General features: G+C 35.7%; 16 protein-coding genes and 1 tRNA gene. 7 read left to right on the top strand and 10 right to left on the bottom strand.

The window, feature by feature from the left end; all coding sequences use genetic code 11:
* Positions 1-278 precede the first annotated feature (278 nt).
* Positions 279-1,748, top strand: coding sequence for a glycoside hydrolase family 32 protein (locus B6C84_RS04070; protein WP_086321053.1), 1,470 nt, complete (start codon positions 279-281; stop codon positions 1,746-1,748).
* 40 nt (positions 1,749-1,788) lie between these two features.
* On the opposite strand, the gene B6C84_RS04065 is transcribed toward B6C84_RS04070, so the two are convergent.
* On the bottom strand, positions 1,789-2,793 hold the full coding sequence (locus B6C84_RS04065) for a LacI family DNA-binding transcriptional regulator (RefSeq protein WP_086321054.1): 1,005 nt from the start codon (positions 2,791-2,793) through the stop codon (positions 1,789-1,791).
* Positions 2,794-2,985: 192 nt separating this feature from the next.
* Between B6C84_RS04065 and B6C84_RS04060 the strand changes: the two genes are divergently transcribed.
* Both B6C84_RS04060 and cysE read left to right on the top strand, forming a co-directional pair.
* Positions 2,986-4,230 (top strand): oligosaccharide MFS transporter, encoded by a 1,245-nt coding sequence (locus B6C84_RS04060; protein WP_065579122.1) that lies wholly within the window; start codon positions 2,986-2,988, stop codon positions 4,228-4,230.
* A 181-nt stretch (positions 4,231-4,411) separates the two neighbouring features.
* On the top strand, positions 4,412-5,173 hold the full coding sequence (gene cysE, locus B6C84_RS04055; protein ID WP_065579143.1) for a serine O-acetyltransferase: 762 nt from the start codon (positions 4,412-4,414) through the stop codon (positions 5,171-5,173).
* A 59-nt stretch (positions 5,174-5,232) separates the two neighbouring features.
* Here the strand turns inward: cysE and B6C84_RS04050 are convergent, their stop codons facing one another.
* The 6 genes from B6C84_RS04050 to B6C84_RS04025 all read right to left on the bottom strand — a co-directional run bounded on the left by B6C84_RS04050 (position 5,233) and on the right by B6C84_RS04025 (position 11,751).
* Positions 5,233-6,069, bottom strand: a complete 837-nt coding sequence (locus B6C84_RS04050; RefSeq protein ID WP_065579121.1) for a mechanosensitive ion channel domain-containing protein — start codon at positions 6,067-6,069, stop codon at positions 5,233-5,235.
* Between the two features lie 60 nt (positions 6,070-6,129).
* Positions 6,130-6,717: a nucleoid occlusion factor SlmA gene (gene slmA / locus B6C84_RS04045; protein WP_244893525.1), complete on the bottom strand. Its 588-nt coding sequence runs from the start codon at positions 6,715-6,717 to the stop codon at positions 6,130-6,132.
* A 2-nt stretch (positions 6,718-6,719) separates the two neighbouring features.
* Entirely contained in the window at positions 6,720-7,178 is a 459-nt protein-coding gene (gene dut, locus B6C84_RS04040) for a dUTP diphosphatase (RefSeq protein WP_065579119.1), read from the bottom strand.
* Positions 7,162-8,391 (bottom strand): bifunctional phosphopantothenoylcysteine decarboxylase/phosphopantothenate--cysteine ligase CoaBC, encoded by a 1,230-nt coding sequence (coaBC, locus tag B6C84_RS04035; protein WP_174565008.1) that lies wholly within the window; start codon positions 8,389-8,391, stop codon positions 7,162-7,164. Before coaBC ends, dut begins: the two co-directional genes overlap by 17 nt.
* A gap of 50 nt (positions 8,392-8,441) precedes the next feature.
* A complete protein-coding gene (gene recN / locus B6C84_RS04030) occupies positions 8,442-10,103 on the bottom strand; it encodes a DNA repair protein RecN (protein ID WP_086353986.1) in 1,662 nt (553 codons plus the stop codon).
* Positions 10,104-10,398: 295 nt separating this feature from the next.
* The gene (locus tag B6C84_RS04025; protein ID WP_065579116.1) at positions 10,399-11,751 is read right to left on the bottom strand and encodes an Nramp family divalent metal transporter; all 1,353 of its coding nucleotides are present in this window, start codon (positions 11,749-11,751) and stop codon (positions 10,399-10,401) included.
* Positions 11,752-12,117: 366 nt separating this feature from the next.
* Here B6C84_RS04025 and B6C84_RS04020 point away from each other — a divergent pair, with 366 nt between their 5' ends.
* A complete protein-coding gene (locus B6C84_RS04020) occupies positions 12,118-12,669 on the top strand; it encodes a YagU family protein (RefSeq protein ID WP_065579115.1) in 552 nt (183 codons plus the stop codon).
* Between the two features lie 74 nt (positions 12,670-12,743).
* On the opposite strand, the gene B6C84_RS04015 is transcribed toward B6C84_RS04020, so the two are convergent.
* Positions 12,744-13,100, bottom strand: a complete 357-nt coding sequence (locus B6C84_RS04015) for a hypothetical protein (protein WP_086353985.1) — start codon at positions 13,098-13,100, stop codon at positions 12,744-12,746.
* 216 nt (positions 13,101-13,316) lie between these two features.
* Here B6C84_RS04015 and metE point away from each other — a divergent pair, with 216 nt between their 5' ends.
* Together metE and metF are read left to right on the top strand one after the other, a co-directional pair.
* The gene (gene metE, locus B6C84_RS04010; RefSeq protein ID WP_086353984.1) at positions 13,317-15,590 is read left to right on the top strand and encodes a 5-methyltetrahydropteroyltriglutamate--homocysteine S-methyltransferase; all 2,274 of its coding nucleotides are present in this window, start codon (positions 13,317-13,319) and stop codon (positions 15,588-15,590) included.
* Positions 15,591-15,699: 109 nt separating this feature from the next.
* A complete protein-coding gene (gene metF, locus B6C84_RS04005) occupies positions 15,700-16,575 on the top strand; it encodes a methylenetetrahydrofolate reductase [NAD(P)H] (RefSeq protein ID WP_086353983.1) in 876 nt (291 codons plus the stop codon).
* Positions 16,576-16,618: 43 nt separating this feature from the next.
* On the opposite strand, the gene B6C84_RS04000 is transcribed toward metF, so the two are convergent.
* Positions 16,619-16,695, bottom strand: a tRNA-Met gene (locus B6C84_RS04000).
* A gap of 219 nt (positions 16,696-16,914) precedes the next feature.
* Here B6C84_RS04000 and B6C84_RS03995 point away from each other — a divergent pair.
* The gene (locus B6C84_RS03995; protein WP_086353982.1) at positions 16,915-17,334 is read left to right on the top strand and encodes a GFA family protein; all 420 of its coding nucleotides are present in this window, start codon (positions 16,915-16,917) and stop codon (positions 17,332-17,334) included.
* A gap of 51 nt (positions 17,335-17,385) precedes the next feature.
* On the opposite strand, the gene carB is transcribed toward B6C84_RS03995, so the two are convergent.
* Positions 17,386-20,601, bottom strand: coding sequence for a carbamoyl-phosphate synthase large subunit (gene carB / locus B6C84_RS03990; RefSeq protein WP_086353981.1), 3,216 nt, complete (start codon positions 20,599-20,601; stop codon positions 17,386-17,388).
* Position 20,602 lies beyond the last annotated feature (1 nt).

Here is a 20,602-nt window from a genome sequence, read left to right as displayed (position 1 = left end):
TTATTGTTAAAAGGGATTGAATCTATGTAACACGATTAATGTTATTGCACTATACTTTTCGATTAAATTAGTTAATTAATGACTAATTAATTGATATGCTGATAATCAATATTAATAATAAACTAAATCATTTATAAAAAAAATCATTGTTAACGTTAAAAATATGTGACTAGTATCACATAAATTAACGTTTATTTTATTATAAGTTAACGTTAACAAATATTTTAAGGTAGTATGTAACTATATTAACTTAACTCAATTTGAACGAAGGTAATGTTATGAATACTGCAATTGATAAAGCAAACCAAGCTGTAGAAAAACTAGAACAACAAATAAATAAACAGTATTTCCCTCATTTTCATTTAGCACCGCAAGCTGGCTGGATGAACGACCCCAATGGTTTAGTTTATTATAAAGGGCAATATCATGCCTTTTACCAACATCATCCTTATGATGAAAATTGGGGGCCGATGCATTGGGGTCATGCGGTAAGTGATGATCTGATTACATGGCGAAGATTACCCATTGCTATTGCACCCGATCATGATTATGACCAAAGCGGCTGTTTCTCTGGCTCTGCCGTAGATAATAATGATGAACTGTGTTTAATTTACACTGGCCATATCTGGCTAAATGGTCAAGGCAATGATGAACATATTCGTGAAACCCAATGTCTTGCTACCAGTAAAGATGGTATTCATTTTGAAAAACATGGTACTGTGCTGACACCAAAAGAAGGGATTATGCATTTTCGTGATCCTAAAGTTTGGCAACAACAAGGAAAATGGTGGATGGTGGTTGGGCAACGAGAAGCCAATGACATTGGGCAAGTATTGCTTTATCGTTCAACTGACTTAAAAGATTGGATATTTGATCAAGTACTTATCAGTGATATTGATCCTAATGTTTATATGCTTGAATGTCCTGACTTTTTCCCATTGGGTGATAAATGGATCTTGATGTTTTCACCGCAAGGCATGCACGCTAAAGGTTATCAATATCGTAATCGATTCCAGTCAGGTTATATTGTTGGCGATTGGCAACCTGGTAAACCATTTACCGTCATTAAATCATTTCAAGAGATGGATTTTGGTCATGATTTTTATGCACCACAATCATTTCTTGCCGCTGATGGTCGCCGTATTGTATTTGCATGGATGGATATGTGGGAGTCAAAAATGCCAAGTAAACACGATAAATGGATGGGGGCATTTACTTTACCACGTGAATTAATCCTAGACCGCCAAAACAAAGTTCGTAACCGACCAGTAAAAGAACTTGAAGCTTTGCGAGAAAAACCGCAATTATTAACCAATATCACATTAAATAATGAATTAAAAAATACCGATATCGAGTCAATTAGTTGTGAACTTAATGTTGAAATTGATTTAGCCAATAGTAATGCCGAACGTTTTGGCTTACAACTCGCTGCCACCTCAGATGGTAAACAAGCTACATTATTGTATATTGACTTGCAATCTAATCGACTGGTTCTTGATCGAAGCCTTTCTGGACTCGATTTAAAAGGTTATCGCAGCGTGCCATTACCAAGAAACAAAAAAGTAACATTGCATATTTTTGTGGATGCATCATCAGTCGAGGTTTTCGTCAACAAAGATTTATATAGTCTTTCAAGCCGTATTTATCCAAAATTACCAGCTACACGTTTAATTAATTTATTTGCTGAAAATGGACAAGCAAGAATTAGCAAATTAGAAAGCTGGCAATTAAAATCTATTTATCAATAATTGATAATAAAAACCACCATATTATGGTGGTTTTTTTACTCTAGACAGATTCTCGTGCTAAATAAGGCGATGGGATATGCGTGACATTTTTTTCGCTTAGGCCATTAATGATATGTAATGCAGCGGCTTGTCCTATTTCGTAATGAGGTAATTGCACGGTAGTCAGTGCAGGATAAAAAAGCTCACCAGTGCCAACCATATTATCATACCCAAGAACGGCGATATCCTTTGGTATATGAAACCCTTTGCTAAGTAAAAATTGATATGCAACAAAAGCTATGCGATCATTACCGCAGATCAATACGTCAAAATCAGGTTTTTTAATACAATGTTTTGCTAAGATCTCTACCGTCATCATATACTCTAACGCAAGATTATCAGGGGATATAGACGTATGATAGCTTTTGATATCCGCTAAATCATTACCTGCATCTAGCCATGCTTGTTCAACCGCTTTACGTCTAATTTTACCAGCTAAAGTATTTTCTGATAAATAGATGCAAAGTGGTTTTTTATAGCCTTTGTTGATCACGTTTTGCATGGCTTGATACTGACCAGAATAATCATCAGGAATGTAACAAGCAAGTTGTTCTGAATCACTAATACAATTGGCTAATACTAGATTCTTACCTAATAGTTTTTCAGGTAATTCAACTTTTCTTAATCCCATTGTGGTATAAATAATACCATTAGGCCGATAAGATAAAAGCGTATTAATCGCATGATCAGCATCTTTATCATCAAATAAATTGACAATAAATGTATTCCAACCATGTTGCTGTGCCGTTTTTTCTATTGCCTGAAGTAATTCAACTGAAAATGGTGTCGTTGCCGTTTCTAATGCCAGCACACCAATAGCATGTGGTCCTGAATTATCACCTCGAATTTTACGTGCCGATAAATCGGGCACATAATTCAATTCTTCAATAGCTTTCTTCACTTTTTTATAAGTTTGTTTATTTAATTTTTCAGGATTATTAATCGCTCTAGACACTGTCATCAATGAAACAGATGCCAGTTTAGCCACATCCTTTAGTGAAGCCATAGTTGGATCCTTTTACTCAGCATAAAAATAATTAATATTTAGTTAGTGTGATGATACCACAAATAAAAATGATAAAAAGTGTGAGGAAAGTAACATTTATGAGATCTGATTGTATCTATTTTATTTCAATTATGACAATAATGTTAACATTAACATGTTAACGTTAAACTACCCAATAGAAGAGACTAAAAAATGAATATAGATATGATAAAAAATAAAAATTATTGGTTCTCATCAGGCTATCTTATTACCTTTTATGCTGCATGGTCGCTTTGGTGGTCTTTTTATGCGATTTGGCTTAAAAGCAAAATTGGATTATCCGGAGAACAACTAGGGGTTGTGTATGCAGCTAATTCGGCTGCAGCCATGTTTTTTATGATCTTTTACGGTTTCATTCAAGATAAATTACAGATAGGAAAAGCGGTTGTTACTTTTCAAAGTATCATGATGATACTGATTGGCCCTTTTTTGATTTATGTTTATGAACCTCTATTAAGGCAGGATTTTATATTAGGTGTTTGTATCGGAGCACCGGTATTAAGTGCAGGCTTTATATCTGGCAGTGCCTTAATTGACTCATTTATCGAGCGGATAAGTCGTTTATGTAACTTTGAATTTGGCCCAGCAAGATTTTGGGGCTCATTTGGCTATGCTGCTGCGACTCTTGTTGCTGGTCTTTCATTTGGCATTGATCCACATATTAACTTTTGGCTCGCTTCTGGCGTCGCAGCTATCTATTTCATCATCAATTTATTTTTTAAACCTACACAAAAATTATCGGTAAGCAATAACACACCGCAAATAATAGTACCGAAGCCAAATATTCCTACAATCAGTGAAATATTATCACTTTTTGCTCTTCGTAAATTTTGGCTATTTGTTGTCTTTATTATTGGTACTTTCAGTTTTTATACCATTTATGATCAACAGCTATTTCCGAATTTTTACACCAGTTTTTTCGAAAAAGAGGAAACCGGTTATAAAATTTATGGTTATTTAAATTCATTCCAAGTTTTTCTTGAAGCAAGTTGTATGATTATTGCACCTTATTTTATTAATAAATTGGGAGCTAAAAAATCACTATTAGTGGCGGCATTAGTTATGATTTGTCGAATAGGTTTATCAGCAAGCTTAGATAATGTCTATCTAATCTCTTTGGTCAAACTATTTCATGCAATTGAAATTCCACTATTTATTTTGGCAATGTTCAAATATATTGTAGCTAATTTCGATGCCAGACTTTCAGCAACACTTTATTTGGTTGGTTTTAATATTTCATCAAATTTAGGGGTTATTGTGTTGTCAAAACCTGTGGGTAAATTATTTGATAATCATGGTTATTCAACGACTTTTTATATACTAGCTAGTATCGTGCTAATCATTTCATGCATCGCAATATTTACTTTAAGTGATAATAAACAAGCAAATAATCAATAATAATTCAATAATTGAATAGAAATGGGAACTGCGGGTTCCCATTTCACAAATTATCATCTGTTTGTCTATTAAAGCTTGCGTCTATCCTTTGTTTGCGAAACAATACTAAATATTATGACTAATGTTTAAATCTATATAGGTATTTGGCGTGAATACAAGCAAAAAATTTGTTAAACCAGCTATGTTGTGGCAAACAATTCGACAAGAAGCATCGAAGCTGGTTGAAAGTGAACCAATGTTAGCGAGTTATTTCCATGCAACGTTACTTAATCATGAAAATCTAGGTAGTGCCTTAAGTTACATTTTAGCCAATAAACTTGCCACCCAAGTTGTACCTGCAATTGAAATCCGCGAGATAGCCAGACAAGCTTATCAGGCTGATGATAATATTATCCATGCCGCCATTACTGATATTCTTGCAGTGTACGTTCGTGACCCAGCCACTAATTACTATTCAACGCCATTGCTCTATTATAAAGGATTCCTTTCATTACAAGCTTATCGAATTGCACACTGGCTTTGGAAACAAGATCGTAAATCTTTAGCAACCTTCTTACAAAGCCAAATTGCCATTGTTTTTGGTGTTGATATTCATCCAGCAGCCCAAATTGGTTGTGGTGTTATGTTTGACCATGCAACAGGTATTGTCATTGGTGAAACGGTAGTCATTGAAAATGATGTCTCTATCCTACAATCAGTCACTTTAGGGGGCACCGGTAAAGAAAATGGCGATCGTCATCCGAAAATTCGTGAAGGCGTTATGATTGGTGCCCATTCGACAATTTTAGGGAATATTGAAATTGGTAAAGGCGCTAAAATTGGTGCCGGTTCAGTAGTTTTAGAACCAGTACCGGAACATACTACTGTGGCAGGTGTGCCAGCTAAAATCGTTGGTTGCCCTGATTGCGATAAACCAGCATTAAATATGGATCAAGATATCTAACTACAAAAATAAGTGTTGTATTCCGTTGCTCACCAGCAACAGAATACAATAATTGAATATTATGATTGAGAGTTTACATTTACATCCATAGTTGGATATGGAATGTTAATACCATTTTCAGTTAAGCCATTTTTAATATTTTCAAGCAATTCAGCTTTAACTGGTCCATAATTGGCATTGAGAGTCCAAACTAAAACATTAAAATTCATCGATGAAGCATCCAATAAATCCAAACGAATAATTGAATCTTTACTGGTTAAGATATTATTCGTTTTATTCACTGCTTGATTTAAAACTTGATAAACCTTTTGAATATCTGAATCATAGCCAACATTAACGACTAAATCTAAACGTCTTTCCGGCAAACGGGTATAGTTAATAATATTGGCACTAACTACTTGGCCATTTGGAATAACGACTACTTCATTTGTTGGGGTGACAATAGTGGTTGAAAAGATTTGAATTGAATCAATATCCCCTTTTTGGTTATTAATAACCACGGTTTCCCCAACTTTAAAAGGACGAAAAATAATTAAGATTACACCAGCAGCAAAATTCGACAACGACCCTTGCAAAGCTAAACCTACCGCCAAGCCTGCCGCACCGATTACCGCAACAATTGAAGCGGTTTGCACACCAAGTTGTCCCAATACAGCAACGAAAGTCATCACTATAATGGCGTAATAAGATAACGAACTAACAAATTTAACTACGGTTGGATCAACATGACGATTGGTTAATATTCTTCTTAATTGGCGAGCAACAAATTTAGCAATGGTTCGGCCAATAAGAAAAATAACAATGGCAAAACAAAAATGAGCTACATAACTTAATACTACCCCATCATATTTTTCTATAAAGAATAGAATTTGATTGGTTATATTTTCAAAATTCATGAAATTATCCTCTGTAACAATAACAGAAATAGTTAGAACGATAATTGTTAGTGAGTCGAATTAAACTAACTGTTTTGCTAATAAAGCCCAACGGGTTTCAAAGTTTGTTGTGGGTAAATACTTAAAACCTGAACGAGAATAACGTACCATCATCCCTTCACAAAATGCAAGTAACTGACCAGCCAAAATACGTTCATCAGTGGTAAAAGCGATACCTTCACGAATTTTTCTTTCTCGTATGACTTGCTTTATCTGGGTTTCGATTCGTTCAAATAATTGACTAATTCGATCTTGCAATTGCTCTTGTTCAAACATTAATGCATGCCCAGTCATGATACGAGTCAGACCAGGGTTCTTTTCAGAAAAACCAAGTATTAAGGCTAAAATAAGTTGCAGTCGAACAAAGGTATTCGGTTCATCTTGCATAATAACATTAATACGAGAAAGCAAAATATCTTCAATATAAACAATTAAGCTCTCAAACATTTTCGTCTTGCTGGGAAAATGTCGATACAATGCAGCTTCAGAAACACCAACTGTTGCAGCTAATTTAGCCGTTGTGATTCGTTGCGTACCTTCATTAGATTCAAGCATAGTTGCCAATGCTTGGAGTATATCTTCTTTACGATTTTTATTTTTGCTACTCACGATTATTTCTTACCTGAATGCCCAAATCCACCTTCACCGCGTGTTGATTCAACAAAATCATCAACAATATTAAATTCAGCTTGCACGACTGGCACAATAATTAATTGCGCAATTCTATCGCCCGGTTCAATAACAAATGGAGTTTGGCTTCGATTCCAAACTGGCACAAATAATTGACCTTGATAATCAGAATCAATTAAACCAACTAAATTACCAAGAACAATACCATTTTTTGAACCAAGTCCTGAACGAGGTAACACTAATGCAGCTAAGCTAGGATCAGCAATATGCATAGATAAACCAGTTGGGGTTAAAATCGTTTCACCAGGTTTAATTTCGGTAGTTTTATCAAACATTGCTCTTAAATCGATACCAGCTGAACCTTCGGTTGCATAAGTTGGTAGTGGAAACTCATTACCTAAACGTTTATCTAATACTTTAATATCAATTTTTCTTTTCATCATGACTCGCTTTATATCGTGTTATAACTGCTTGAAGTAACTGTTTTGCTAATTGTTGTTTACTGCTTAATGGTAACGTTTGTTCGCCATTTTGCCAATAAAGGGTTAATGCATTTTGATCAGAGTTAAAACCTATATTCTGGTCTGACACATCGTTAGCACAAATTAAATCTAAATTTTTTGTGGTCAATTTTTTAAGGGCATAGGCCTTTACATCATTCGTTTCAGCGGCAAAACCAACGACAAATGGACGGTATTCTTTTAATCCAGCAATACTGGCAACAATATCCGGATTTTTAACTAATTTAATCACAAGCTCATTGCTATCATCAGTTTTTTTAATTTTATTCTTAGCAATAGTCTCAGCCCGATAATCAGCAACAGCGGCACAAGAGATAAAAATCGTAGATTTCTTCGCCAAAACCAATGCCTCATCATACATCTGTTTAGCACTTTTTACATTAATGCGATTAACATTATCAGGTGTTGTTAAATTAACTGGACCGCTAATTAAGTTCACTGTTGCTCCCATTTCGGCCGCTGCTTTTGCAATGGCAAAGCCCATTTTACCAGAACTATAATTACTGATATAACGTACTGGATCAAGCTCTTCAATGGTAGGGCCTGCAGTGATGGTAATGGTAGTTCCAGCAAGTTCGGAATTAGCTTGAAAATAGTTATTAATACTTTCAACGATAGTTGTCGGTTCAACCATGCGACCAGGACCAATATCACCACACGCTTGAAAACCCTCATCTGGACCTAAAATTAACGTATTGCGTGATTCTAATGTCGCTAAATTTTGCTGCGTTGCGGCAGCTTTATACATCTGTTGATTCATTGCTGGTGCGATAACAATTTTGGCTGGCGTCGCAAGGCACATCGTCGATAACAGATCATCGGCAATACCATTTGCCATCTTAGCAATAATATTCGCTGTAGCCGGGGCAATTAATACTAAATCAGCCCATTTAGCTAATTCAATATGGCTCATTGAGAGTTCAGCTGTAGGATCGAATAACTCTTTTGATACTGCATTACCAGATACCGCTTGTAACGTCATCGGTGCGACAAAATGACTAGCGGACTCGGTCAATACAACTCGTACTTGCGCACCAGCCTTTTTTAAATGGCGGACAAGATCTGGACATTTATAAGCAGCAATGCCACCCGTTATGCCTAATAAAATATTTTTACCAGATAAGCTCATGATTCTAGCTATCCTCAGTCCAAAATTAAAGTCGTTATTTTACCATAATTAAATTAGATAATAAGTAACTCTTTCGCATTGGCTAATGTTGCATCTGTGATTTTATCACCGCCCAATAACCTAGCTAGTTCATTTAAACGACCATTTTTATCTAATCTTTGCATATCAGTAGCGGTCTGTTTGCCATTGGTTTGTTTACTTACAAAATAGTGTTGATTAGCTTGACCAGCAACTTGTGGCAAATGTGTCACAGTAATAACTTGAGTTGATTCACCAAGTTGTCTTAATAACTGTCCCACCTTAGCGGCAGTAGGCCCGCTAATACCAACATCAATTTCATCAAAAATCAGTGCCGGTGTGTCCATTTTTTGTGCAGTTAAAACTTGTATAGCTAACGCTATACGAGATAATTCACCGCCAGATGCGACTTTAGCCAAAGGTTGTGCAATTTGCCCTGCATTAGTACTAACTAAAAAAGATACCTGATCTGCACCATCTTCACTCAAGCGGTTTTCATCGAATGTTATATCAATACTGAAATCACCATTTGGCATAGATAATTCATGCATAGTAGCCGATACGTTTTTAGCTAATGTTTTGCTAGCTGTTAAGCGTTTTTGGTGTAATTTAGTTGCTAATTCTACGGCAATTTGTTGATATTTTTTGATCTGCTCTTTTAACTGTTCACCTTGTTCATCTTGCTGATTAATCTGTTTAAATTCATTAAGTAAGCTCTGATGTAATTCAGGTAATGCTTCTGGTGACACATGGTGCTTACGAGCTAAAGCGATCTGTTTTGATAAGCGTTGTTCAAGTTGCATCACTCTTGCCGGATCCAACTCTAAACTTTCACTATAATGACGTAATTCATAGCAAGCTTCTTTAATTTGAATAGTGGCTTCTTCTAGCATTGCTGAAACATTATTTAAAGATGGATCTAACCCAGCTAAATCATTAATAATATGTTTAACACTATTAAGCATATTACTTACATTGTACTCATCAGCTTCGTCGAGTAACATCATCGATTGTTGGCTAAGACTAATTAGCTGTTCACTATTGGCTAACTTTTTATATTCTTCATCAATTTGTTGATATTCTCCTTCAATCGGCGAAAATTCATTTAACTCTTTTAACTGATATTGCAATAATTGAATATGTGCATCGCGCTCTTGTTTTGAGGATTGATATTGTTGATAAGCTTGGCTAGCCGTTTTCCATTGCTTATAGGCCTGTTGCATTTGCGATAATAAGTTCGGTTCATGCATATAGTGATTAAGTAATATTTGTTGATAATCACTTTTTAACAAACGCTGATGTTCATGTTGGCCATGAATTTGAATTAGCATCTGTCCTAAATCTTTTAATTGTGAAATCGGTACAGCTCGACCATTAATAAATGCTTTAGAACGCCCATCTTGATTGATAACTCGTCGTAAAATACAGTCATTACCTTCATCAAGTTGATTTTCAGTTAACCATGCATATGCCGCTGGCGTGTCATCAAGTACGAAGCTAGCTGAAATATCTACCCTTTCCGCACCATTACGAATGGCAGAGGCATCAGAACGATTACCTAAACATAGTCCTAAGGCATCAATCGCAATCGATTTACCGGCCCCAGTTTCCCCTGTAATTGCGGTCATCCCTGTTGTAAAATCAACTAACAACTGATCGACAATAGCAAAATTATTAATAGTAAGTTGAGTTATCATAATAATTAAATAAACACATGCAGCTGATTAAAATTAGTACGAGTATATCAACAAAAACACTGTAAATAAATACAGCTTTTTAAATAAAATTACGATTTAATTTTATTATTTTAACTAGAATTACGTTGCTATCTAGATTTTACCTAGTTTTTAAAACGGATCCTTTTGCTTAATAACTGAGCAAATCAATAAAAGTGTGTCATCAATTGATAAGAAAAAATATAAACCATTGATAACAACTGAATCAATGGTTTTGAGCAATCACTAGTTGATATATAAGTTGATATATAGTTAGTTAATATAATGAACTAATCACTTCATAAATTAGTTGTAAATTTAATATCACTAACGAAATAGTTGCTATCCAGCCTAAAATAATAGTTAACTTACTGTTAACAAACTCCTGCATAATTTTTTTATTTGAAGTGACCCAAATTAAAGGCACCATGGATATCGGTAAAGCGATGCTCAAAAATACTTGAGTATAAATTAATAAATTTTCGACAATATTTTCTTTATCTCCCCAAATATAAATACATAAAATAACCGGAGTCACCGCCAATCCACGACTAATTATTCGTCTTGCCCAAAGAGGAATTGATAAATTGATAAATCCCTCCATAACGATTTGCCCCGTCAATGTACCAGTAATTGTTGCATTTTGACCGGATGCCAGTAATGCCACAGCAAATAATGTTGCCATAATCGAACTGGCTACCGGGCCAACCATATGTGGATCTTTCAAAGCATCATATAGCTGTGTAAATCGACCAAGATCATCGGGATTATTGCCGTAAAAAAGGGCGGCACCAAGAATCAATAATAGACAATTGATGATGAACGAAAAGGATAACTGTATATTGGAATCAATGGTGGCATATTTAATTGCATCTTTTAGGCTGGTTCGATTCTTTCTGTCATATTTTCTGGTTTGAACGATTGAAGAGTGTAGATATAAATTATGTGGCATAACAGTCGCACCAACAATACCTAATGCTATAACTAATGCTGAATCATGCCCTTTAATTGAGGCAGTAAAAATATCTGTTCGAGGAATAAAGCCATTAATAATGTCACTCAATGCCGGTGAAGCTCTTAACACTTCATAAGTGAAGATAATAAATATTGTCGCAATTAAACAAAAAACGATAGCTTCTATTTTTCTAAAACCAAAACGCATTAGAATTAACAAAATAACTACATCAAATACCGTTAATAAAACCCCAATTAATAATGGAATATCAAACAAAAGATTCAAGGCAACGGCACTACCAATCACCTCGGCAATTTCTGTGGCAATAATCGCTAATTCAGTTGATATCCATAAGCAAAATGCTACCTTTCTACCCACCATTGATTTAGTTGCTTGTGCAAGATCCATGCCGGTGACTACGCCAATCTTGACACACATGGCCTGTAATAACATGGCTATCAAGCTAGAAATTAATATCACTGATAGCAACAAATAACTATAAAGCGCACCGCCTTGAATTGAGGTGATCCAATTACCGGGATCCATATAACCAACCGCTACTAAAGCCCCCGGACCAGAAAAAGCCCACAGTTTTCGAAAAAAACTCGCATTCGGATCGGGAATATGAACAGTATTATTGATCTCTTCTAAACTTACTGTGGATATTTTCAACATAATCAAAACCTCAAAATTGATATATTGCCATTATACATGATAATGAGAATCATTATCAATTAAAATAATCATTTTAGGTGTTTTTAAAAATTATGATCGGGATAATGTGTATTATTTAGATTTAAAAGCGTATATTATTTAACCGTAATTAGTCTATAAATCGGTATGTCGGCATCTATCCATTATGACTGATTAAAGCTATATTAGTCCACCCCAAAAGTAATGCTGAGCAAACAAATTTTGTTTTAAACGAATATACAATAAAACGTCCTACCCAATTTAGGTAGAACTTAGATAGAACACAATTTATTTATATTATTGGCTATTTAATTTCAATTCTATTAAATATAGTAAGGAATAACTTCAATGTTTGGAAATAAAACAAATCGTCAAATTATCATCTGGACAACAATTATTGGTGGTTTTATCAGTTCATTAGTCAAATGGGGATCTGAAGTTAATATGCCTCCTCGAGTTCCCGGTGAAATTTCGCCACCAGCGGCACATATTGATGCTTGGCTTGGTTGGTTAGGCATCAATTCCCACTCGCTTGATTATATTTATCAAGGAACCAATGTTTTGGGTGCAGTCACTCTTTATCACTGGTTATTTAGTTTCGCTTTTGCTTTTGTTTATGTATTTATTGCTTATTTTTGGAATAAAATCCGACTTTGGTATGGGGCATTTTATGGGCTAATTATTACCGTTGTCATGCACGGATTTTTTATTCCATTGTTAGGATTCCGCCATCCCGCTTATGCACCTGAAGGAACAATTGGTTGGTTGTGGAATTTAAATGGCTATGAATTATGGAGTGAAATTTTAGGTCATATTTATTGGGGTGTTTCTATCGAGATCTGTATGATTGCAGTACTAGCGCACTTTTCCAGACCAATCCGAGGCGAATGGCGAAAATAAATATTGTTTACTACCCTTCTGTCCCAATCAAGATAGGAGGGTTTTGAATCTTAACTATATAAATTAATTATTAATCATTTTTGTAAAATATTTAGATTAATCTTCTCTACTCTTTCCACCTTTATATAACTAAGTTGTCGCTCAAGCCAGTGTGATTGACGAGCTTCCTTTGTCTTTTCCACCATGAAATTATTTACTGGAATAAAAATAATAACCGCATACAGTAATCCAACCGCAAGATAATCAAACCAATGTTTACGTGACTTAAATAGGCAATACAGAATATTGACAATACAGTTAAAAAAGAAAAAAACTACAATAAAAAAGTTCAAAATCGACTGAACAGTCATAACACCGCTATGGTCATTACCTAATGATGGATAGATCAAAGTAAGCTCAAGAAAGTAAATTAAATAAAGAATAATACACATAGAAACTATTACTGATCATGATCTAGAATTTCTTCTTATCCTATATCCATTTAGTAAATAAATATACTTAATTTTGGGTTAACTGGAAATGGTAAATTATTTTGATATAGTTAAAAACTATATCAATCCATAAAAAACTAGAATTATTCAATAGCGATTTTTTTTGTTATCTTTTTAGTTACTAAAAGAACTGCGATGAAATGAAAGGAAAATAAAATGAATACTGCTGTTATTGGATATCCACGTGTTGGTAAGCTTCGTGAATTAAAATTTGCTACCGAAGCTTATTTTAAAGGAAATAAAACTCAAGCGGAGCTATTAAGTGAAGCAAAAGCGCTACGTGCAGAACATTTAAATCAACAAGCTGCTCAAAAAATAGCATTTATATCATCAAATGACTTCTCATTTTATGATGCAGTTCTAGACACAGCATGTTTACTAAATGTTGTACCAAAACGTTATCAAGATTTAGGTTTACCTGAACTCGATCGTTATTTTGCTATGGCTCGTGGTTATCAAGGCGATAAAGGTGATGTTCGTGCATTAGCTATGAAAAAATGGTTCAATACCAATTATCACTATCTTGTTCCTGAAATCGAAGATTCACTAGAAATAAAAATTGCCAGTAGCAAACCATTTGATGAATACCAAGAAGCCAAAGAACTCGGCATTCAAACGAAACCGGTTATCATTGGTGCTTTAACCTTTTTCAAATTAGCTCAATACTTAGGTAGAAAGCAATTAGTTGATTTTAAAGCTGATATTATTAAAGCTTATCAAGAAATCATTCAAAAATTCACTGCTCTTGGCGCTGATTGGATTCAAATTGACGAGCCAATTTTAGTGACTGATCTTACTCAACAAGATATCGAGTTATTTAACGAAATTTATCAAGCTATTTTATCTGTTAAAGGTAAAACGAAAGTCGTATTACAAACTTATTTTGGTGATGTACGTGACTGTTATAAAGAACTTGTTGCATTACCTTTTGATGGTGTTGGTCTTGATTTTGTTGAAGGTAAACAAACTTTAGCCTTACTTGAAAATAATGGCTTCCCTGCTGAAAAAGTATTATTTGCTGGTGTCGTTAATGGTAAAAATATTTGGAAAAATGATTACAAAAAAACCTTAACATTATTAGCTAAAATTAAACAAAAAGCGGCAAACGTTGTGGTGAATACTTCATGCTCATTATTGCATGTACCTTATACTTTACAGAACGAGACTAAATTAACTATTCAACAACGTGCTTATTTTGCTTTCGCTCAAGAAAAACTACAAGAGCTTGCTGAATTAGGCCAATTACTTAATGAAGCCAATCCAGATAATAATGCCGCTTATAAAGCGAACCAAACACTCTTTACCCGTGAGCGTGAAGGAGCTAACCAAGTAGTTCGTCAAAAAGTGGCGGCACTGAAAGAGTCTGATTTTACTCGTTTACCTGAGTTTTCAGTACGTGAAGCTGCGCAGAAAAAAGCCTTTAATTTACCATTATTACCTACTACAACTATTGGTTCATTCCCACAAACGCCGGATGTACGTTTAAATCGTGCTAAATTCAAAAAAGGCGAAATTTGTTTAAATGAATATACCGAATTTAATAAACAAAAAATTGCTGAATGTATCAAACTGCAAGAAGAGATCGGTATTGATGTATTAGTTCACGGTGAATTTGAACGTAATGACATGGTGGAATATTTCGGTGAAAGCTTAAACGGATTCGTATTTACTGAAAAAGCGTGGGTACAATCTTATGGTACACGTTGCGTTAAGCCACCAATTGTTTGGGGTGATATTTCACGTTCAAAACCAATTACGGTTGAATATTCAAAATATGCGCAAAGTTTAACTGATAAACCAGTTAAAGGCATGTTAACCGGCCCTGTGACTATCTTAAACTGGTCATTCCCACGTGAAGATATCTCACAAAAAGAATCGGTATTCCAAATTGGTTTAGCGATCAGTGATGAAGTATTAGATCTTGAAGCGGCTGGCATTAAAGTCATCCAAATTGACGAAGCGGCATTAAAAGAAAAATTACCATTACGTAAAGCTGATTGGAATAGTGAATATCTAGATTGGGCAATTCCAGCATTTAGATTGGTTCACAGCAAAGTACAAGCTGATACCCAAATTCATACCCATATGTGTTATAGCGAATTTGCTGACATCATCAAAGATATCGACGCAATGGATGCTGATGTTATTTCATTTGAAGCATCACGCTCAAATCTACAATTAATTGATGTGCTTAAAGCTAATAACTTTAAAACAGAAGTTGGACCTGGTGTGTATGACATCCACTCACCACGCGTACCACCAGTTGCTGAAATCAAAGCAACTATTGAAAAATTATTAGCCAAAATTGATAAGCAAAAATTGTGGATTAATCCAGACTGTGGTTTAAAAACTCGCGGTGAAAAAGAAGTAATTGAAAGCTTAGAACACTTAGTTAAAGCCACATTAGAAGTGAGAAAGACTCTTAATTAACACTGTTTTTTATAAAGTTAATTAGCTTTGTCTGTCTTAATTACCGCCGCCTTTATAGGCGGCGGTAATGTCAGTAGAGTAAAAAAGATAGCAAGAATGGATGGTACCAATGAAAACAAATTTATTATTTAACCAAAAAACAGTATTTTCCTTTGAGGTTTTTCCACCTAAAAAAACGTCACCATTAGAGACAATTTATAGCACATTACGCGAATTAGGTTATTTTAAACCTGACTTTATTAGTGTCACTTATGGTGCCGGTGGTAGTTTGAATGGTCAAACCACAATCGACATTGCCCATTCGGTTAAACATACCTATGGGATTGAAAGTGTCGCCCATTTACCAGGAATTAACTTTGATAAAGTAGAAATGTCAAAAATCCTCCATGACCTTAAATGTGCGGGAATTGATAACGTGCTGGCGTTACGCGGAGATATCAATCCAAACGTAACCCCCAAAGATGATTTTCGTTTTGCAAGTGAACTTGTTTCATTTATTAAAGAAAATGGTGATTTTAACGTAATTGGTGCCTGTTATCCGGAAGGACATCTTGAAGCAACGACGCTTAAACAAGATTTAATCCATCTAAAAGAAAAAGTAAATGCCGGTACCGATCAGTTAATTTCACAACTATTTTTTGATAATGACTATTTTTATGCTTTTTTAGATAAAGCACATGACATGGATATTAATGTACCAATTGAAGCAGGCATTATGCCCGTTACCAATAAAAATCAGATTGAACGAATGGTTTCAATGTGTGGTGTTAATCTACCTAAGAAATTTAAGCAAATGATGGAAAAATATGAACATCATCCGGATGCATTTCGTGATGCTGGTATTGCTTATGCTATCGATCAGATTGTTGATTTAGTCTCACAAAATGTTGATGGTATCCATTTATATACAATGAACAATAGTTACATTGCTAGACGCATTAGCGAAGCGGTATCAACATTACTTGCGGTGCCAAAATCAGCGTAATTATTTAGTTGTTTGTAAGAATATGAGAAAGGTTTGGTAGAATTGGTTGCGGGGGCTGGATTTGAACCAACGACCTTCGGGTTATGAGCCCGACGAGCTACCAAGCTGCTCCACCCCGCGTCAAAGAGGTGGCTATATTATATCAATAAAATAATAAAGCAATACCCTACTAGTCTAACTGTCCTTTTTTTACACATTCCTTAACAAATAAAGACAATTTATATACTAAACGGTATACACTCCTCAATATTTTTTACAACTAAACTTATTCTAGTTGATTATCCATTATGCTAATATTTAACCAATTAGCAAAATCATTAATTGGAAAAAGGAAAAAATATGTCAACTCAATATCATGGATCTTGTTTATGCGGAAAAGTAAAATTAACGGTTCCGTTTGCTAATACCCATTTAAGTGCATGTCATTGCCAAACTTGCCGTAAATGGAGTGCTGGGCCATTAATGACATTAGCACATAGTGGCGATATAACGATAGAAGGGCAAGAGAACATTAGTCATTTTAATTCATCACAATGGGCAGAAAGAACATTTTGCAAAGAGTGTGGTTCACATCTTTATTATCGTTTAAAAGATACACAAAATTACTATTTTGCAGCTTGGATCTTTGACGATATTAAGGATTTAAAATTCACGGCTGAAGTCTTTATTGATAAAAAACCAACTTGCTATGCGTTTGCTAATCAGACTCACAAATTAACCGAAGCGGATATCTTAGCGATGGTTGAAGCCAAGAGTTAAAAAATAAATTATGATCAATCAAAAAAGACGAGCTATAGCTCGTCTTTTTGTTTATTGATAAAGTGCCTGTAACGGTATCACGCTATCAGCAGGATTGTAATCCAGAGCTGCTGTCGTAGCATAAGCTGCATTCATAGTTGTATCATAATGAACCTTATATTGGATAGCACTACGGCGTAGGATTTTAGATGCTTCAATAGCTGCACGACCTGAGGTTGTGTTAAGAATATAACTGTACTCACCATTTTTGATATGATCATGAATATTGGGCCGACCTTCATTCTCTTTCTTGACAATTTGGCAGGCAATTCCTGCTTGTTGCAATGCTTTTGCTGTGCCAAGTGTGGCATCAATCGTAAAGCCATGCGCAATTAAACGTTTAGCCACTTCTAATAGTCTTGATTTATCTTGTTCACGAACTGAAAGTAATGCTTTGCCAGATTTTTTCATATTCGACAAGCTGCCAAGTTGTGCTTTAGCAAAAGCTTCGGCAAACGTTTTACCAATTCCCATAACTTCACCGGTTGAGCGCATTTCTGGTCCTAAAATTGGGTCAACACCGCTAAATTTATTAAATGGTAATACTACCTCTTTAACGGAATAATAAGGCGGAATCACTTCTTGGGTGACCTTTTGCTTGGCAAGCAATCGCCCTGTCATGACGCGAGCCGCAATTTTAGCCAGTGGTAAGCCTGTGGCTTTCGAGACAAATGGCACCGTACGCGCTGCACGCGGATTAATTTCAATCAGATAAACTTGATTATCTTTGACTGCAAATTGCCCATTCATTAAACCTTTTACATTAAGTTCAAACGCCAATTGTTTCGCTTGTTTTCGCAGTTCAGCTAAAATTTCAGGGCTTAAGGTATGAGTTGGCAGTGAACAAGCTGAATCACCCGAGTGGATACCGGCTTGTTCAATATGCTCCATAATGCCACCAATAACGATTTGCTCGCCATCGGCAATCACATCAATATCCACCTCGATTGCATCATCTAAAAAGTGGTCAAGCAGTACTGGCGCATTATTGGATTCACTTACTGCGGTTTTAAAGTAGCGTCGTAAATCTTGTTCATTGTAGACAATTTCCATTGCTCGTCCGCCTAATACATAAGATGGACGCACCACAAGTGGATAACCGATTTGCTCTGCTTTGATTACTGCTTCATCGATATCGATTACGGTGGCATTAACAGGCTGTTTTAATTTTAATTTATCAACTACTTCTTGAAAGCGTTTGCGATCTTCAGCTCTGTCTATGGCATCAGGTGAAGTACCAATAATTGGAATTCCGGCAGCTTCAAGGGCTCGCGCCAATTTCAGCGGAGTTTGTCCACCATACTGCACTATCACGCCATCAGGTTTTTCAACGTGAGCAATTTCAAGCACATCTTCAAGGGTAACTGGCTCAAAATAGAGTCTATCGGAAGTATCATAATCGGTTGAAACCGTTTCGGGATTGCAATTTACCATAATGGTTTCAAAGCCGTCTTCGCGTAAAGCTAAAGCAGCATGTACACAGCAGTAATCAAATTCGATCCCTTGTCCAATACGATTAGGTCCTCCTCCTAAAATCATAATCTTTTTACGATTAAATTGTGGATTGGCTTCACACTCTTGTTCATAGGTTGAGTAAAGATAGGCGGTATCGGTTGAAAACTCGGCTGCACAGGTATCCACACGTTTATAAACTGGGTGAATATCATATTGTACGCGCAGATCTCGCACGGCTTGTTCTTGAGTATTAAGCAGTTTAGCAATACGAAGATCCGAAAAGCCTTTACGTTTAAGTTGCCATAATGTCTCTTGATCAAGATCATTAATGGTTTGTTGCTTTAAGCGGTTTTCTATTTGTACTAATTCTTCTATTTGCACTAAGAACCAGCGATCAATATGAGTTAATAAAAACACTTCATCAACGGTAAAACCTGCTCGAAAAGCATCGGCTATATACCAAATGCGATCGCTACCTGCCTCTTGTAGTTCGTAACGAATTTTAGTTAGATTCTTTTCATCACTATAATTATCGATTTTTTCGTCCAACCCACTGGCGCCAACCTCTAGCCCTCGTAGTGCTTTTTGCATGGATTCTTGGAATGTTCGGCCAATGGCCATCACTTCACCCACTGATTTCATTTGCGTGGTTAAGCGATCATTACAGCCAGCAAATTTTTCAAAATTAAACCGTGGAATCTTAGTAACGACATAATCGATAGAAGGTTCGAAAGAAGCAGGAGTTTTTCCACCAGTAATATCATTGCAGAGTTCATCAAGTGTATAGCCAACCGCTAATTTAGCCGCGATTTTAGCAATAGGAAAACCGGTTGCTTTAGATGCTAACGCTGAAGAACGAGATACCCGAGGATTCATTTCAATGACAATTAATCGACCTGTTTTTGGATCAACCGAAAATTGTACATTTGAACCACCAGTTTCAACGCCAATCTCACGTAATACCGCAATTGAAGCATTACGCATAATTTGATACTCTTTATCTGTTAAGGTTTGTGCCGGTGCAACCGTGATTGAATCGCCAGTATGGATCCCCATAGGATCGAAATTTTCAATCGAACAAACAATAATACAATTATCGTTTTTATCCCGCACGACCTCCATTTCATACTCTTTCCATCCAATCAATGATTCATCAATAAGTAATTCATTAGTCGGCGATAAATCAAGGCCTCGAGTACATATTTCCTCAAATTCTTCTTGATTGTATGCTATACCGCCACCGGTTCCCCCCATTGTAAAAGAAGGACGAATAATACAAGGAAATCCGACCTGTTCTAGTACCGCATAAGCCTCTGTTAATGAGTGAGCAATACCAGAACGAGCTGTATCAAGACCAATTTTTTTCATCGCCTGATCAAAGCGTTTGCGATCTTCCGCTTTATCAATCGCATCGGCAGTAGCGCCGATCATTTCAACATTAAACTCTTTTAATACACCCTGTTTTTCAAGCTCTAATGCGCAATTTAATGCCGTTTGCCCCCCCATTGTCGGTAAAATGGCATCAGGTCGCTCTTTTTCAATAATTTTGCGCACACATGTCCAATGAATTGGCTCAATATAGGTGGCATCAGCCATTTCTGAATCGGTCATAATGGTTGCGGGATTCGAGTTAACTAAAATTACTCGGTATCCTTCTTCACGTAATGCTTTACATGCCTGAGCGCCTGAATAATCAAATTCACAAGCTTGACCAATAACAATTGGGCCTGCGCCAATAATTAGAATACTTTTAATATCTGTTCGCTTAGCCATG

The organism is Gilliamella apis (assembly GCF_002142155.1).
Classification (GTDB): Bacteria; Pseudomonadota; Gammaproteobacteria; order Enterobacterales; family Orbaceae; genus Gilliamella; species Gilliamella apis.
This window is presented reverse-complemented; position numbering and strand designations above follow the sequence as displayed.

Coding starts and splice junctions, on each gene's coding strand:
- B6C84_RS04070 (WP_086321053.1), top strand. CDS start 279: ATGAATACTGCAATTGATAAAGCAAACCAAGCTGTAGAAAAACTAGAA.
- B6C84_RS04065 (WP_086321054.1), bottom strand. CDS start 2,793: ATGGCTTCACTAAAGGATGTGGCTAAACTGGCATCTGTTTCATTGATG.
- B6C84_RS04060 (WP_065579122.1), top strand. CDS start 2,986: ATGAATATAGATATGATAAAAAATAAAAATTATTGGTTCTCATCAGGC.
- cysE (WP_065579143.1), top strand. CDS start 4,412: ATGTTGTGGCAAACAATTCGACAAGAAGCATCGAAGCTGGTTGAAAGT.
- B6C84_RS04050 (WP_065579121.1), bottom strand. CDS start 6,069: ATGAATTTTGAAAATATAACCAATCAAATTCTATTCTTTATAGAAAAA.
- dut (WP_065579119.1), bottom strand. CDS start 7,178: ATGAAAAGAAAAATTGATATTAAAGTATTAGATAAACGTTTAGGTAAT.
- recN (WP_086353986.1), bottom strand. CDS start 10,103: ATGATAACTCAACTTACTATTAATAATTTTGCTATTGTCGATCAGTTG.
- B6C84_RS04025 (WP_065579116.1), bottom strand. CDS start 11,751: ATGTTGAAAATATCCACAGTAAGTTTAGAAGAGATCAATAATACTGTT.
- B6C84_RS04020 (WP_065579115.1), top strand. CDS start 12,118: ATGTTTGGAAATAAAACAAATCGTCAAATTATCATCTGGACAACAATT.
- B6C84_RS04015 (WP_086353985.1), bottom strand. CDS start 13,100: ATGTGTATTATTCTTTATTTAATTTACTTTCTTGAGCTTACTTTGATC.
- metE (WP_086353984.1), top strand. CDS start 13,317: ATGAATACTGCTGTTATTGGATATCCACGTGTTGGTAAGCTTCGTGAA.
- metF (WP_086353983.1), top strand. CDS start 15,700: ATGAAAACAAATTTATTATTTAACCAAAAAACAGTATTTTCCTTTGAG.
- B6C84_RS03995 (WP_086353982.1), top strand. CDS start 16,915: ATGTCAACTCAATATCATGGATCTTGTTTATGCGGAAAAGTAAAATTA.
- carB (WP_086353981.1), bottom strand. CDS start 20,601: ATGGCTAAGCGAACAGATATTAAAAGTATTCTAATTATTGGCGCAGGC.